This is a genomic window from Actinokineospora sp. HUAS TT18, from assembly GCF_051364635.1.
Lineage (GTDB): Bacteria > Actinomycetota > Actinomycetes > Mycobacteriales > Pseudonocardiaceae > Actinokineospora.
The window spans coordinates 6,442,187-6,456,040 of record NZ_CP195645.1; the positions used below are offsets into that span (position 1 = coordinate 6,442,187).

At 71.1% G+C, this 13,854-nt stretch carries 20 protein-coding genes; 14 read left to right on the forward strand and 6 right to left on the reverse strand.

Going from position 1 to position 13,854, the window contains the following annotated elements:
• Nucleotides 1-17: 17 nt before the first annotated feature.
• Nucleotides 18-1,313, reverse strand: coding sequence for a nicotinate phosphoribosyltransferase (locus ACSHT8_RS29920; RefSeq protein WP_436494621.1), 1,296 nt, complete (start codon nt 1,311-1,313; stop codon nt 18-20).
• 90 nt (nt 1,314-1,403) lie between these two features.
• On the opposite strand from ACSHT8_RS29920, the gene clpS reads away from it, so the two are divergent.
• The 14 genes from clpS to ACSHT8_RS29990 all read left to right on the forward strand — a co-directional run bounded on the left by clpS (nt 1,404) and on the right by ACSHT8_RS29990 (nt 10,845).
• Nucleotides 1,404-1,703: an ATP-dependent Clp protease adapter ClpS gene (gene clpS / locus ACSHT8_RS29925; RefSeq protein WP_436494623.1), complete on the forward strand. Its 300-nt coding sequence runs from the start codon at nt 1,404-1,406 to the stop codon at nt 1,701-1,703.
• Nucleotides 1,700-2,260 carry a DUF2017 domain-containing protein gene (locus ACSHT8_RS29930; protein WP_436494625.1) on the forward strand — a complete coding sequence of 187 codons (561 nt, stop codon included), beginning with the start codon at nt 1,700-1,702 and terminating at the stop codon, nt 2,258-2,260. The genes clpS and ACSHT8_RS29930 overlap by 4 nt, the downstream gene beginning before the upstream one ends.
• Nucleotides 2,257-3,207, forward strand: a complete 951-nt coding sequence (locus tag ACSHT8_RS29935; protein ID WP_436494627.1) for a P1 family peptidase — start codon at nt 2,257-2,259, stop codon at nt 3,205-3,207. Before ACSHT8_RS29930 ends, ACSHT8_RS29935 begins: the two co-directional genes overlap by 4 nt.
• Before the next feature lie 63 nt (nt 3,208-3,270).
• Nucleotides 3,271-3,732 (forward strand): Mov34/MPN/PAD-1 family protein, encoded by a 462-nt coding sequence (locus ACSHT8_RS29940; protein ID WP_436494629.1) that lies wholly within the window; start codon nt 3,271-3,273, stop codon nt 3,730-3,732.
• A gap of 77 nt (nt 3,733-3,809) precedes the next feature.
• Entirely contained in the window at nt 3,810-4,088 is a 279-nt protein-coding gene (locus ACSHT8_RS29945) for a MoaD/ThiS family protein (protein ID WP_436494631.1), read from the forward strand.
• Between the two features lie 14 nt (nt 4,089-4,102).
• Nucleotides 4,103-5,053 (forward strand): PLP-dependent cysteine synthase family protein, encoded by a 951-nt coding sequence (locus ACSHT8_RS29950; protein WP_436494633.1) that lies wholly within the window; start codon nt 4,103-4,105, stop codon nt 5,051-5,053.
• A gap of 9 nt (nt 5,054-5,062) precedes the next feature.
• Nucleotides 5,063-5,527, forward strand: coding sequence for an SRPBCC family protein (locus tag ACSHT8_RS29955; protein WP_436494635.1), 465 nt, complete (start codon nt 5,063-5,065; stop codon nt 5,525-5,527).
• Nucleotides 5,524-6,240 carry an aspartate/glutamate racemase family protein gene (locus tag ACSHT8_RS29960; protein WP_436494637.1) on the forward strand — a complete coding sequence of 239 codons (717 nt, stop codon included), beginning with the start codon at nt 5,524-5,526 and terminating at the stop codon, nt 6,238-6,240. The genes ACSHT8_RS29955 and ACSHT8_RS29960 overlap by 4 nt, the downstream gene beginning before the upstream one ends.
• Before the next feature lie 58 nt (nt 6,241-6,298).
• Entirely contained in the window at nt 6,299-6,883 is a 585-nt protein-coding gene (locus ACSHT8_RS29965) for a rhomboid family intramembrane serine protease (protein WP_436502220.1), read from the forward strand.
• Entirely contained in the window at nt 6,880-7,680 is an 801-nt protein-coding gene (gene murI, locus ACSHT8_RS29970) for a glutamate racemase (protein ID WP_436494639.1), read from the forward strand. Before ACSHT8_RS29965 ends, murI begins: the two co-directional genes overlap by 4 nt.
• Nucleotides 7,681-7,715: 35 nt before the next feature.
• Entirely contained in the window at nt 7,716-8,489 is a 774-nt protein-coding gene (locus ACSHT8_RS29975) for an MBL fold metallo-hydrolase (protein WP_436494641.1), read from the forward strand.
• A 42-nt stretch (nt 8,490-8,531) separates the two neighbouring features.
• The gene (rph, locus tag ACSHT8_RS29980; RefSeq protein ID WP_436494643.1) at nt 8,532-9,278 is read left to right on the forward strand and encodes a ribonuclease PH; all 747 of its coding nucleotides are present in this window, start codon (nt 8,532-8,534) and stop codon (nt 9,276-9,278) included.
• Nucleotides 9,275-9,868: an RdgB/HAM1 family non-canonical purine NTP pyrophosphatase gene (rdgB, locus tag ACSHT8_RS29985; RefSeq protein ID WP_436494645.1), complete on the forward strand. Its 594-nt coding sequence runs from the start codon at nt 9,275-9,277 to the stop codon at nt 9,866-9,868. The genes rph and rdgB overlap by 4 nt, the downstream gene beginning before the upstream one ends.
• A gap of 2 nt (nt 9,869-9,870) precedes the next feature.
• The gene (locus tag ACSHT8_RS29990; protein ID WP_436494647.1) at nt 9,871-10,845 is read left to right on the forward strand and encodes a BtrH N-terminal domain-containing protein; all 975 of its coding nucleotides are present in this window, start codon (nt 9,871-9,873) and stop codon (nt 10,843-10,845) included.
• 3 nt (nt 10,846-10,848) lie between these two features.
• Here the strand turns inward: ACSHT8_RS29990 and ACSHT8_RS29995 are convergent, their stop codons facing one another.
• The 5 genes from ACSHT8_RS29995 to ACSHT8_RS30015 form a co-directional block, all read right to left on the reverse strand.
• On the reverse strand, nt 10,849-11,487 hold the full coding sequence (locus tag ACSHT8_RS29995) for a DJ-1/PfpI family protein (protein ID WP_436494649.1): 639 nt from the start codon (nt 11,485-11,487) through the stop codon (nt 10,849-10,851).
• A 1-nt stretch (nt 11,488) separates the two neighbouring features.
• Nucleotides 11,489-12,442: a GlxA family transcriptional regulator gene (locus tag ACSHT8_RS30000; protein ID WP_436494651.1), complete on the reverse strand. Its 954-nt coding sequence runs from the start codon at nt 12,440-12,442 to the stop codon at nt 11,489-11,491.
• Between the two features lie 61 nt (nt 12,443-12,503).
• Nucleotides 12,504-12,968 (reverse strand): thioredoxin-dependent thiol peroxidase, encoded by a 465-nt coding sequence (bcp, locus tag ACSHT8_RS30005; protein ID WP_436494653.1) that lies wholly within the window; start codon nt 12,966-12,968, stop codon nt 12,504-12,506.
• A 10-nt stretch (nt 12,969-12,978) separates the two neighbouring features.
• Nucleotides 12,979-13,512 (reverse strand): hypothetical protein, encoded by a 534-nt coding sequence (locus ACSHT8_RS30010; RefSeq protein ID WP_436494655.1) that lies wholly within the window; start codon nt 13,510-13,512, stop codon nt 12,979-12,981.
• A 152-nt stretch (nt 13,513-13,664) separates the two neighbouring features.
• The gene (locus tag ACSHT8_RS30015; protein ID WP_436494657.1) at nt 13,665-13,847 is read right to left on the reverse strand and encodes a hypothetical protein; all 183 of its coding nucleotides are present in this window, start codon (nt 13,845-13,847) and stop codon (nt 13,665-13,667) included.
• Nucleotides 13,848-13,854: the final 7 nt, after the last annotated feature.

The window sequence follows — 13,854 nt, forward strand, 5'->3', positions numbered from 1 at the left end:
TGTCCCGGCTCGGGACACTAGCTCAAGTAGACGGTCGGGATGGCGGGCTCGCCCGCCGACAGCTTCAAGCCCTCCCACGGCAGGCTCACCAGGCCCTGCCGCACCCGCTGCCTGCTGTCCTCCAGCGTGGGCAATCCGTCGACCGGTTGTCCACCGCGCATCAGAGGGATCTGTAGCGGCCGATCGTGCTCGCCCGCCTCCGGCTGGTCACCGGCGGCGAGGTACACCACTTCCTCCAGGGCCGTGCCCGTCGGCTTGTGCCTGCGCAGCGCCAGCTTGGCGCCGCCACGCGACTCCTTGTGCGAGCTGCGCTTGGCCACCGGGCGGCCCTCGACCTCGACGAGCTTGTAGACCATGCCCGCGGTCGGCGCGCCGGAGCCGGTGACCAGCGAGGTGCCCACGCCGTAGGCGTCGACCGGCTCGGCCCGCAGCGCGGCGATCGCGTACTCGTCAAGGTCGCCGGAGACGACGATCCGGGTCTCGGTGGCGCCCAGCGCGTCGAGCTGCTCGCGGGCCTGCCTGGCGAGGATGCCGACGTCACCGGAGTCGATCCGGATGGCGCCCAGCGCCGTGCCCGCGACCTCGACGGCCGTGGCGATGCCCTGGGTGATGTCGTAGGTGTCGACCAGCAGCGTCGTGCTCGGGCCGAGCGCGGCGACCTGCGCCTCGAACGCGGCCTTCTCCGAGTCGTGCAGCAGGGTGAACGCGTGCGCGCAGGTCCCGGTCGTCGGGATGCCGAAGGTGCGGCCGGACTCCAGGTTCGACGTCGTGGCGAACCCGGCGATGTAGGCGGCCCGCGCGGAGGACACCGCGGCCAGCTCGTGGGTGCGGCGTGAGCCCATCTCGATGATGGGCCTGCCGTTCGCCGCGCCCGCCATCCGGGCGCCCGCGGACAGGATCGCGCTGTCGTGGTTGAGGATCGACAGGACCAGCGTCTCCAGCACCACCGCGTCGGCGAACGTGCCGCGCACGGTCAGGATGGGGGAGCCGGGGAAGTACAGCTCACCCTCGGGGTAGCCGTCGACGTCGCCGGAGAAGCGGTAGGCGGCCAGCCAGTCCAGGGTGGCGGCGTCGACCACGGCGGTCTCGCGCAGGTGGCGCAGCTCGTCGTCGCCGAAGCGGAACGCGCCGATGGCGTCGATCACCCGCTGGGTGCCGCCGACCACGCCGTAGCGCCTGCCGTCGGGCAGACGGCGGGCGAAGGTCTCGAACACACAGGTCCGGTCGCCCGTGCCGTCGGCCAGCGCGGCGGCCAGCATGGTCAGCTCGTAGTGGTCGGTGAGCAGCGCGCTGCTGCGTGCGATCCCTGGCATGGCGAGGAGCCTAGCCGTGTGATCGCGAGTACTCCGATCGAATGAAGATCCGCCGCACCCGCGCGCAACGGACATGCCACCATTGTCCCCATGACCGCCCCCGTCGACATGGAGCAGACCGAGGCCACACCGGCAGGCGCCGAGGTGGTCTCGGAGGACAGACCATGGCAGACGGTCGTCTGGAACGACCCGGTCAACCTGATGTCCTACGTCACCTATGTCTTCCAGAAGCTGTTCGGCTACAGCCGCGACAAGGCCACCAAGCTGATGCTCGACGTGCATCACGAGGGCAAGGCCATCGTGTCGTCGGGAAGCAAGGAGAAGGTGGAGGGTGACGTGGCTCGGCTGCACGCCGCCGGTCTCTGGGCGACCATGGAACGCCAGTCGTGAAACCGTGGAAGCGCAAGGGTGAGCTGGTCCACGGCGACCTCGACAAGCAGGAAGCCGCGGTGCTGCGCGGTCTGGTCTCCCAGATCGACGACATGCTCAAGGCCCGCATCGAGGACACCCCGCAGGACGAGCTCGCCGAGCTGACCGGCATCCGCACCGGCCCGACCACCTCGCCGGACGACCCGGTGCTGTCGCGCCTGCTGCCCGACTTCCACCGCCTCGACGACGACAACCCGAGCAAGGAAGACCTCGACTCGGCCGCCGTGCTGCGGTCGCTGCACGAGCCCACCCTGCTCGACCTGAAGACCGGCGTCGCGGCCGTCGTGCTCGACACGTGCCCGATGTACGGCGGCGCCGTGCGGCTGTCGCTGGAGCAGGCCGACGCGTGGCTGTCGGCGCTCAACGACGTCCGGCTCGCGCTCGGCACCGCGATCGACATCACCGAGGACATGCCAGACGAACTGCCCGACGACGACCCGCGCAGCCCGCACCTGGCCGTCTACCACTGGCTGACCTGGGTGCAGGAGTCGCTGGTCCAGGCGCTGGCGGGCGAGTGAACGCCATCACCGACGTCCCCGGGGTGCTCGTCGGGCACCACCACCGCGTCGGCGACGGCTGGGCGACCGGGACGACGGTCGTGCTGCTGCCCGAGGGCACCGTCGGCGGGGTCGACGGCCGTGGCGGAGCGCCCGGCACGCGGGAGACCGACCTGCTCGCGCCGGAGAACCTGGTCGACCGGATCGACGCGGTGTGCCTGTCCGGCGGCAGCGCCTACGGGCTCGCGGCGGCCGACGGGGTCATGCGGTGGCTGTCGGAGCGCAACCGGGGGTTCCGGGTCGGGGTGAACGCGCACGAGGTCGTGCCGATCGTGCCCGCCGCGGTCCTGTTCGACCTGCCGCGCGGCGACTGGGGCAACCGGCCGGACACCGACTTCGGCTACACCGCGTGCGCGGCGGCGTCCACGACGGTCGCGCAGGGCACGGTCGGCGCAGGCGCGGGCGCGCGGGCGGGGTCGCTCAAAGGCGGCATCGGCACCGCGAGCGTGCGCGTCGGGGAGTTCACCGTGGGCGCGATCGCGGCGGTCAACGCCCGGGGTGAGGTCATCGACCTGTCCACCGGGACGCCGTGGGCGCAGGACCTGGGGCTGCCGGGGGAGTTCCCGCCGCCGCCTGGACGGGCCGCTGACCTGGGCGTTCTCGCCTCCGACCTCAACACGACGATCGGTGTGGTCGCCACCGACGCGGTCCTCACCAAGGCCCAGTGCCGGAGGCTGGCGATGTCCGCGCAGGACGGCCTGGCCAGGGCGGTCCGGCCCGCGCACTCGCTGTTCGACGGCGACACGGTGTTCGCCGCGGCCACCGGCGCCCGGCCGGTCGCCTCGCCCCTGGACCTGGACGCGCTGTACGCCGCCGTGGCCGACGTGTTCGCCCGGGCGATGGTTCACGGTGTGCTGGCCGCCACGACGGTCGGGGATCTGCGCTCCTACCAGGACGTCTTCGCCTGAGCCCGGACTACGTGCGAACTCTCACAGGGTGGGAGGCGGTCATCCACCACGTAGGATGAGGGTGTGTTGCAGATCCGCCGAGACCTAGTGGACGCGATGGTGGCGCACGCCCGTCGCGACCACCCGGACGAGGCGTGCGGCGTGATCGCCGGACCAGAGGGAAGCGACCGCCCCGAGCGGTTCATCCCCATGCTCAACGCGGCCCGCTCGCCGACGTTCTACGAGTTCGACTCGGCCGACCTGCTCCGCCTCTACCGCGACATGGACTCCCGCGACGAGGTGCCCGTGGTGATCTACCACTCGCACACCGCGACCGAGGCCTACCCGTCGCGCACGGACGCCAAGATCGCCGCCGAACCCGAGGCGCACTACGTCCTCATCTCCACCCGCGACCCGCACGAGCACGAGCTGCGGTCGTTCCGCATCGTCGACGGCCTCATCACCGAGGAGCCCGTCGAGGTCGTCGAGTCGTACCGGTTCGCCCACACGGGCCCCGACGACTTCCCCGAGCCCAGCGCTCTGTGATCTGACGCGGTCCCGGAATAGCCACCGGTCTCCCGCGCTTCGTAATTCATCGAACAGGCAACTCCCGGAGGTTCCACGTGGCTGTCACCGTCTCCATCCCGACCATCCTTCGCACCCACACCGGCGGCGAGAAGTCCGTCCCGGCCGCGGGCGCGACCGTGGCCGAGGTCATCGACCACCTCGAGGCCAACCACGGCGGCCTCAAGCAGCGGCTGGTGAAGGACGGCGTGCTCCACCGCTTCGTCAACATCTACGTCAACGACGAGGACGTGCGCTTCGCGGGCGGCCTCGAAGCCAAGGTCGCCGACGGCGACAACCTCACCATCCTGCCCGCGGTCGCGGGCGGCGCGCGCTAGGGAGCGACCCCTTCATGGCCCGGTACGACTCGCTCATCGCCTCGCTCGGTGACACGCCCCTGGTGGGGCTGCCGAACCTGGCGCCCGCACCGAACGTCCGACTCTGGGCCAAACTGGAGGACCGCAACCCGACCGGCTCGATCAAGGACCGCCCCGCCCTTGCCATGATCGAGTCCGCCGAGCGCGACGGCAGGCTGGTCCATGGCAGCACGATCCTGGAGCCCACCTCGGGCAACACCGGGATCGCGCTGGCCATGGCCGCCAAGATCAAGGGCTACGGCCTGGTCTGCGTCATGCCGGAGAACACCTCGGAGGAACGCAAACAACTCCTCCAGGCCTACGGCGCGCGAATCGTGTACTCACCCGCCGCGGGCGGCTCGAACGAGGCCGTCCGGCGGGCGCGGGAGCTGTCGGAGCAGAACCCGGACTGGGTGATGCTCTACCAGTACGGCAACCCGGACAACGCGGGCGCCCACTACGCGGGCACCGGCCCGGAGATCCTGCGCGACCTGCCCACGATCACCCACTTCGTCGCCGGTCTGGGGACCACGGGGACGCTGGTCGGGGTCGGGCGGTACCTGCGGGAGCAGAAGCCGGACGTCCAGATCATCGCCGCGGAGCCGCGGTACGGGGAGCTGGTGTACGGGCTGCGGAACCTGGATGAGGGGTTCGTGCCCGAGCTTTACGACCCGGATGTGTTGACGGGCCGCTATTCGGTGGGCTCGTACGACGCTTTGCGGCGGACGCGGCAGCTGTTGGAGGTCGAGGGCATCTTCGCGGGCATCTCGACGGGCGCCATCCTGCACGCGGCTTTGGCGGTGGCGGAGAAGGCGGCTGGGACGAGCGAGCAGGCGGACGTCGCGTTCATCGTGGCGGACGCTGGCTGGAAGTACCTGTCGACCGGCGCGTACAGCGGCACGCTGGACGAGGCCGCCGAGCGCTTGGACGGCCACCTCTGGGCGTAGGTTGTCCGCGTGATTGAGATCGAGCGGGTCGGGCGGGTCGACGCTCCCGTCGCCGATGTGTGGAAGGTTGTCTCCGATGCGCGGCGGGCGCCGGACTGGTTCAGTTTCGCCGACCGGACCGACGTCGTCTCCGGCAGCGGACTCGGCGAGCGGCGGACGCAGCACGGCCGGTGGGGTGGGAAGCGGTCGGAGATCGACCAGGAGGTCATCGAGTTCGTCCCCGACAAGGTCATAGCCTGGAAGCACACCGCTGAGCGGCTCGACGGCAAACCGGCGCCGGTCTTCTCCTCGTCCTCCGTCTTCCGCATCGAGTTGGAGGCCCACGACGGCCACACTGTCGTCCGCCTGCGCACCCAGCAGCTCCCCAGGGACGGTCTGCGGAAGATCGCGATGAAGCTGTTCGGCACCCGCGACATCACCCGCCGCATGGAGGACTCGCTGCACCGCCTGCCCGGCGCGGTCGACGGCTCATGAAGGTGATCGGGTTGCTCGGCGGGATGAGCTGGGAGTCCTCGATCGAGTACTACCGCATCGTCAACGAACGCGTCCGCGACCGTCTCGGCGGTCTGCACTCGGCGCACTGCGTCCTCTACTCCGTCGACTTCGCCGAGATCGAGCGGATGCAGGTCGAAGGGCGCTGGGACGACGCCGCCGCAGTCCTCAACTCCGCCGCCACCAAACTGGTCGAGGCTGGAGCGGAGATCGTCGTCCTGTGCACCAACACCATGCACAAGGTCGCCGACCGCCTCGACGTCCCGCTGCTGCACATCGCCGACACGACCGCCGCCGCCGTGCGCCGGGCCGGGGTCCATCGGGTCGGGCTGCTCGGCACCGCGTTCACCATGGAGCAGGACTTCTACACCGGCAGGCTCACCGGCCTCGATGTCCTGGTCCCCGACGCCGACGACCGGGCGACCGTCCACCGGGTCATCTACGACGAACTCGTCCAGGGGATCGTCCGCGACGAGTCGCGGCGGGCCTACCGCGAGGTCATCGCGCGGCTCGTCGACCGGGGTGCGGAGGGTGTGATCCTCGGCTGCACCGAGATCGAGCTGCTCGTCGGCCAGGCCGACAGCCCGGTCCCCGTCTTCCCGACCACGCGCCTGCACGCCGAGCTGGCCGTCGACGTGGCACTCGGGGACGATCTCGGGGTTTCACCGGATCCGAACCGACCCCGGAGAACGTAACCTCGACCTTGTGAGCACTCAGCCAGCGCGCAGCCAAGGCCGGGTCGTCCCGGCCAACATGGCCCAGGCCGCCATCGTGGTCGGCGGGTTCGCGGTCCTGCTCTACCTCATCGAACTCCTCGACGTCATCCTCCCCGCCGACCTCGACCAGCACGGCATCGTCCCGCGCACCCTCGGCGGGCTCGACGGCATCCTGTGGGCGCCGCTGCTGCACGCCGACTGGAGCCACCTGGTCGGCAACACCCTCCCGCTGCTGGTGTTCGCGTTCCTCGCCATGGCCAACGGGCTGGGCCAGTGGGTCGCGGTGACCGCAACGATCTGGCTCGTCTCCGGCATCGGCGTGTGGCTGACGGGCAACAGCCTGAGCGTCACCGTCGGCGCGTCCGGGCTGTGTTTCGGCTGGCTGCTGTTCCTGCTGGTCCGCGGCATCTTCAACCGCAGCCTCCTGCAGCTGGGCGTCGCGGCGCTGCTGTTCCTCTACTGGGGATCGATGCTGTTCGGCGTGCTGCCCGGCGACCGCCACATCTCCTGGCAGGGCCACCTGTTCGGCGCGATCGGCGGCGTCCTGGCCGCGTGGCTGGCGGCAGCGGCCACCAAGTCGACCGCCGCGACGAAGCCCGCCCCGGGTACTTTCACGGTGTGACCGTCCAGGCCCCCATCGGCATCTTCGACTCCGGCGTCGGCGGGCTCACCGTCGCGCGCGCCATCCTCGACCAGCTGCCGCACGAGCGCCTGCGCTACGTCGGCGACACCGGCAACGGTCCCTACGGCCCCCTGCCCGTCGCCGAGGTCAGGGCGCACGCGCTGGCGATCGCCGACCGGCTGGTCGACGACGGCGTGAAGATGCTGGTCATCGCCTGCAACACCGCCTCAGCCGCCTGCCTGGCCGACGCGCGTGAGCGCTACAGCATCCCGGTGGTCGAGGTCGTCGTCCCCGCCGTGCGCCGGGCCGCGGCGGTGTCGAAGACCGGGCGGATCGGCGTCATCGGCACCGCGGGCACGATCCGCTCACGCGCCTACGACGACGCCTTCGCCGCCGCCCCCAGCGTCAAGGTGACCAGCTCCGCGTGCCCCCGGTTCGTCGACTTCGTCGAGCGCGGCGTCACCAGCGGCCGCCAGATCCTCGGCCTCGCGCAGACCTACCTGGAGCCGCTGCAGGAAGCCGACGTCGACACCGTCGTGCTCGGCTGCACGCACTACCCGCTGCTCACCGGCGTCCTGCAGGTCGTCATGGGCCAGGACGTCACCCTGGTGTCGAGCGCGGAGGAGTGCGCCAAGGACGTCTTCCGCGTGCTCGCCGAGCACGACCTGTTCGCCGAGGACGCGGGCGATCCCGCGCATGAATTCATGGCCACCGGCCCCGCGGAGCCATTTCATCGTCTGGCACGCAGATTCCTCGGCCCGGAATTGGCAGCGATTGCTCCATTGGCTCATCAGTGATCGCGCTGGGCGCTGCTCTGTGACAGGCTGCCGAGGTGCTGCTGACCGTCCTCGGCTGCTCGGGGAGCATCCCCGGCCCGAATGCCCCCGCGTCCGGATACCTGCTGTCGGCTGAGGGATTCCTGCTCGGGATCGAACTCGGCAACGGCACGTTCGCCGCGCTGCAGGCCGTCGCCGACCCGTTCGCGCTCGACGCCCTGCTGTTCTCACATCTGCACGCCGACCATTGTGCGGATTTCTCCGCGCTGTCGGTTCTGCGGCGCTATCACCCGAATCCGCCGCATGATCCGCGGGAACGCAAACTGGTCGTGCACGCGCCCGCCGCGGCTCCGGAGCGATTCGCCGCCGCCTACGCCACCGACGAAGCCGACCGGGCGGTCACCGATTTGTCCGATGTGTACGACTTCGCCGCGCTGCGCCCCGGGAAGATCCACATCGGACCGTTCGAGGTCGTCGTCGCGCCCGCCGCGCACCCGTGCGACGCCTACAGCTTCCGCATCAGCCACGGCGGCCGGACCCTGGCCTACACCGGCGACACCGGCGTCACCCCCGCGCTCGACGACCTGGTCGACGGCGCCGACGTGCTGCTCGCCGAGGCATGCTGGACCCACGCGCCGGGGGAGCGGCCCGTCGACCTGCACCTTTCCGGCACCGAGGCGGGCGAGTTGGCCACCGCGGGCCGGGTGGGCCGCGTGCTGGTCACCCACATCCCGCCGTGGACCGACACCGACGCGGTGATGTCCGAGGTCCGCGCCGCCTACGACGGAGAAGTGATCCTGGTCGAACAGGGTGGTATGTACGACATATAGGGCCTGCACGCCCCTTCCCGCGCAGGCCCTAGGCTCACCCTCGTGGCGAGAAGCGATGGCAGGAACGACGACCAGCTCAGGGACATCAAGCTCACCCGCGGCTTCCAGGACTGGCCCGCCGGGTCGGTGCTCGTGGAGTTCGGCAAGACCAGGGTGCTGTGCGCGGCCAGTGTCGGCGACGGGGTTCCCCGCTGGCGCAAGGGCTCCGGGCTCGGCTGGGTCACCGCCGAGTACGCGATGCTGCCCTCGGCGACCAACACCCGCGGCGACCGCGAGTCGGTGAAGGGCCGCATCGGCGGGCGCACGCACGAGATCAGCAGGCTCATCGGCCGCTCGCTGCGCGCGTGCATCGACCTGGGTGCCCTGGGCGAGAACACGATCCACCTGGACTGCGACGTCATCCAGGCCGACGGCGGCACCCGCACCGCGGCCATCACCGGCGCGTACGTCGCGCTCGCCGACGCGGTCACCTGGCTCGCCGCGGCGGGCAAGCTGGCCGACCCGCAGCCGCTGTCGTGCGCGGTGTCGGCGGTCAGCGTCGGCGTGGTCGGCGGCCGGGTCCGGCTCGACCTGCCCTACGAGGAGGACGTCCGTGCCGAGGTCGACATGAACGTCGTGGCCACCGACGCGGGCACGCTCATCGAGGTCCAGGGCACCGGCGAGGGCGCCACGTTCGCCCGCTCCACCCTCGACCAGATGCTCGACTACGCACTCGCGGGCTGCGCCGAGCTCAACCGCATCCAGGCCGAGGCGCTGGCCGCGCCGTACCCGGGGACGCTGCCGTCGTGACCCGCGTGCTGCTGGCCTCCCGCAACGCCAAGAAGCTGGCCGAGCTGCGCCGCATCCTGGTCGACACCGGCGTCGAGATCATCGGCCTCGACGACGTCGAGCCGTTCCCCGACGCCCCGGAGACCGGCGCGACGTTCGAGGAGAACGCCCTGGCGAAGGCCCGCGACGCGGCCGCCGCCACTGGGCTGCCGTCGGTCGCCGACGACTCGGGCATCGCCGTGGACGCGCTGAACGGCATGCCGGGCGTGCTGTCGGCGCGCTGGTCGGGCAAGCACGGCGACGACCAGGCCAACCTCGACCTGGTCCTGGCCCAGCTGACCGACGTCCCCGACGACCGCCGCGGCGCCGCGTTCGTGTGCACGGCAGCGCTCGTGGTGCCGTCGGGCGAGGAAATCGTGGTGCGCGGGGAGTGGCGGGGGACGCTGGTGCGGTTCGGGCGCGGCGAGAACGGGTTCGGCTACGACCCGATCTTCGTCCCGGAGGGCGACACGCGGACGTCGGCGGAGCTGGCGCCCGCGGAGAAGGACGCCAAGTCCCACCGCGGCCGCGCCCTGGCCCTGCTCCTGCCCCACCTGCGCGCCTTGGGCTAGCGATGATCATCGAGGCCGCTTCCACCCGGGGCATGCAGCACTGCGAGACCACGGCGCTCGGCGTGCTGCTGCGGCACGAGGGAGTGGACCTGTCCGAGCCCATGCTGTTCGGGCTCGGCTCCGGCCTCTCCTTCGTCTACTGGGACGGAAAGGGAATGGACTTCCCTTTCCTCGGCGGCCGGGTCAAGCCCTTCGAGCTGACCAGGAACCTCGACAGCAGGCTGGGACTCGGCTTGGTGGTGCGCGAGACCACCTCCCAGCGCAAGGCGTGGCAGGACGTCGCCGAGCAGCTCGGCGCGGGACGGCCGGTGGGGCTGCAGCTCGACAGCTACCACCTGGACTACTTCGGGTCGAAGGTCCACTTCGGCGGTCACGTCGTGGCCATGTACGGCTACGACGACGACCGCGCCTACCTGGTGGACACCGACCAGCAGGGCGGCGCGGTCACGACCAGCCTCGACAGTCTCGCCAAGGCCAGGGCTGAGCGTGGACCGATGACCGCGAGGAACCGCTCCTTCACGATCACCGGTCCACGCGCCCTGCCCCCGTTGGAAAGCCTGGTCGTTCCCGCGATCAAGGCGTGCGCCGTCGAGTTCCTCAACCCGCCCATCGCGAATCTGGGCTACCGGGGGATTGAGAAGACCGCCAAGCAAGTGGTGAAGTGGCTGGACCGCACCGACAATCCCCAGCGTGACCTTCCGCTGGCCGCCCTGCTCATGGAGAAGGCCGGGACCGGCGGCGCCCTGTTCCGCAATCTCTACCGCGACTTCCTCGGCGAATGCGCTCAGCTGGTCGACGACAACGGCATCCGCGTCGGACACACCATGTACGGCGAGGCGGCCACCTTGTGGACCGAGGTCGCCCAGTTGATCGCCCAGGCGGGCGAAACCGGCGACGCCACCCACCTCAAGCAGGCCAGCAAGCTGCTCCATGACCTTTCCCGGCTGGAGCACGACGCCATGCTGGCGCTGGTCTGAGCCCTACGCGCTTCGGGCGAACCGTTCCCGGGCCGCGGCGAGCACCTCGGCCGACGCCTTCGACGGGTGGCCCGCGTCGAACGGCGGCTGCGGGTCGTACTCGATCGCGAGCTGGATGACCTCCGCCGCCTCCCGGCCGCACAGCTCGCCCGCCAGCCACAGCGCCAGGTCGATCCCCGCCGAGACCCCGGCCGCCGTCGCGATCTTTCCCGAGTGGACGATCCGCGACTGCGGCGACGGAATGGCGCCGACCTGCGGCAACAGGTCCTGCGCGATCCAGTGCGTCGTCGCGGGCACGCCCTGCAGCAGCCCGGCCGCGCCCAGGATCAGCGAGCCGCTGCACACCGAGGTGGTCCACCGCGTGGTCGCGTGCACGGCCGTCAGCCAGCCCAGCAGCTCCGGGTCGTTCATCGCCGCGAGGGTGCCGCGTTCCGAGCCCGGCACAACCACGACGTCCGGCGTCATGGTCGAGGCGTAGGTGTGGCTCACCCCCAAGGTCAGCACGCCCGAGTCGGTCATGACCGGGCCGACCGCGGGCCCGACCATCCGGATCGACGTGTCCGGCATCGACCGCAGCACCTCGTACGGTCCGACCGCGTCCAGCGCGGTCACCCCCTCGTACAGCACGACCGCCACCTGCATGTCAGTTCCTCTCCGTGGTGCGAAACCGGGACCTGTAGTCGTCCGGACCGACGCCGAGCACGCGGACGAACGCGCGGCGAAGGGTCTCCGGGCTGCCGAAGCCGCTGCGCGTCGACACCGCCGCGACCGTGATCACGCTTTCCTCCAGCAGCCCGCGCGCGGCCTCGACGCGGACGCGTTCGACGAAGCGGGCCGGGGTGGTGCCGAGCTGGTCGGCGAAGAGCCTGCCCAGATGGCGTTCGGAGACGCCGACGCGGCGGGCGAGGGTCGGGACGCGGTGGTCGCCAGCCGGGTCGGCGGCGATCTCGTCGATCACCGGGCGCAGCGGGGAGCCGCTGCTGACTGGGTGGTCGAGGCGCGCGGAGAACTGCGACTGGCCGCCGGGGCGCTGCAGGAACATCACCATCCAGCGGGCGATGGTCCGCGCGACCTGGGCGCCGTGGTCGGCCTCGACCAGCGCCAGCGCCAGGTCCATGCCCGCGGTGACGCCCGCGGAGGTGTAGATCGGGCCGTCGCGCACGAAGATCCGGTCCGGCTCGACGGTGACGTCCGGGTAGGCGCGGCTCAGCTCCGAGCTCGCGACCCAGTGCGTGGTGGCGCGGCGGCCCGCGAGCAGTCCCGCCTCGGCCAGCACGAAAGCGCCGCTGCACACCGAGCAGACCCGGGAGGCGGTCGCCGCCAGCCGTCGGACCTCGGCGAGCACCGACGGCTCGCAGGCGGCGCGGAACCCCAGCCCACCCGCGACCAGCAGCGTGTCGGCCCGCTCGACGTCGGCGATCGCGTGGTCGGCGCCCAGGGTCAGGCCGGAGTCGCCGCGCACGGGGGCGCCGTCGGGGGAGACGACGGTCAGCTCGTAGTCGGCCCCGAACGAGCGCGCGCCCGCGAAGATCTCGGCGGGGCCGACGGCGTCGAGCAGCTGGATGCCTGGATAGACGAGGACGACCACGCGGTGCATGAGTCCAGACTCTGACAAGCCCGCGATGTCGGCAAGGACGGGTCGCCCTCGTTTCAGGACATCAGACCTTGAGGTCCTTGCGCAGCTTCGCCACGTGCCCGGTCGCCCGGACGTTGTAGAGGGCGTGGGTGATGACGCCCTCCGGGTCGACGATGAACGTCGACCGGATCACGCCGGTGACCGTCTTGCCGTAGAGCTGCTTCTCGCCGTAGGCGCCCCACGCGGTCAGCACCTCGCGGTCGGGGTCGGACAGCAGCGGGAACGTCAGGTTCTCCTCGGCGACGAACTTCGCCAGCTTGGCGGGCTTGTCGGGGGAGATGCCCAGCACGGTGAAGCCCGCGTCGTTGAGCTCGCCGAGGTTGTCCCGGAAGTCGCACGCCTGCTTGGTGCAGCCAGGGGTGGACGCGGCCGGGTAGAAGTAGACGACCACGGACTTGCCGCGGAAGTCGGACAGCGACACCTCGGTGCCCTCGCTGTCCTGGAGCGTGAAGTCAGGTGCTTTGTCGCCAGCGGATAGACGCGTCATACCGGTGACGTTAGGCCACGCCGTCGAACACCATCACCATGGCCGGGGTCCCCGGGTCCGGCTGTGCGCTGACCTGCAGCTGCGTGGGCTCCGGCCGCACCGCGAACGCCACCGAGAACCGCGCGCGGCCCCCCGGGACGATGTCGGTGTCGCCGACCACCCCGGCGTAGCCCTGGGTCGCGTCGATCACGGGCCGCAGGGCGACCCCGTCGGAGCTGGCCGTGAGGACCAGCTGGCTCGGCCGGTAGGCCGTGGTGCCGCTGTTCTCCACCAGCACGTCGAACCCCACCGCCCGCGGCGTCTTCGAGTTGCCCGACCCGGTCGGCACGAACGACTTGGGCGCCGACACCGTGATCGACAGCCCGTTGCCCAGCGGCCTGCGCTCTCCCGCCCGCGACGGACTGCCCGCGGGCTCGGGGGTGGCCGAGGTCGCGGGGGCGGTCACCGGCTCGGAGTACGCGGGATCGCTGCCGCAGCCGGTGAGCATCACCAGCAGCGCGCACACGATGGCCGCCAAGCCGACGGTCTTCACGGTCGATGCCACTTCCTTGCCTGGGGATGGGGGTGCGCTGTCCACCATGCAGGGCCGAACGGCCGAACGCCGCACCCGTCGGGCGGATGAGTCGCACCTGGTGTCGTGCTGTGGCCGACCTGTGATCAGCGGAGCACCACGAGTGACCGACGCCACTGCCCAGGTCAGGACGCCAGTGCGAAGAAGAGGACGAGCATGCCGATCACGATGAGCCAGGCGGCGATGATCCAGCCGAAGTCGCGCCACGGGGAGATCGCGTGGTTGTCCTCACCGGGCACGTAGACGCCGCGCTCCTCGAACCGGTCGACCAGTCGCAGGAGCGCCGTCCACGGTCGGGGCGAGCGCATTGGGCTG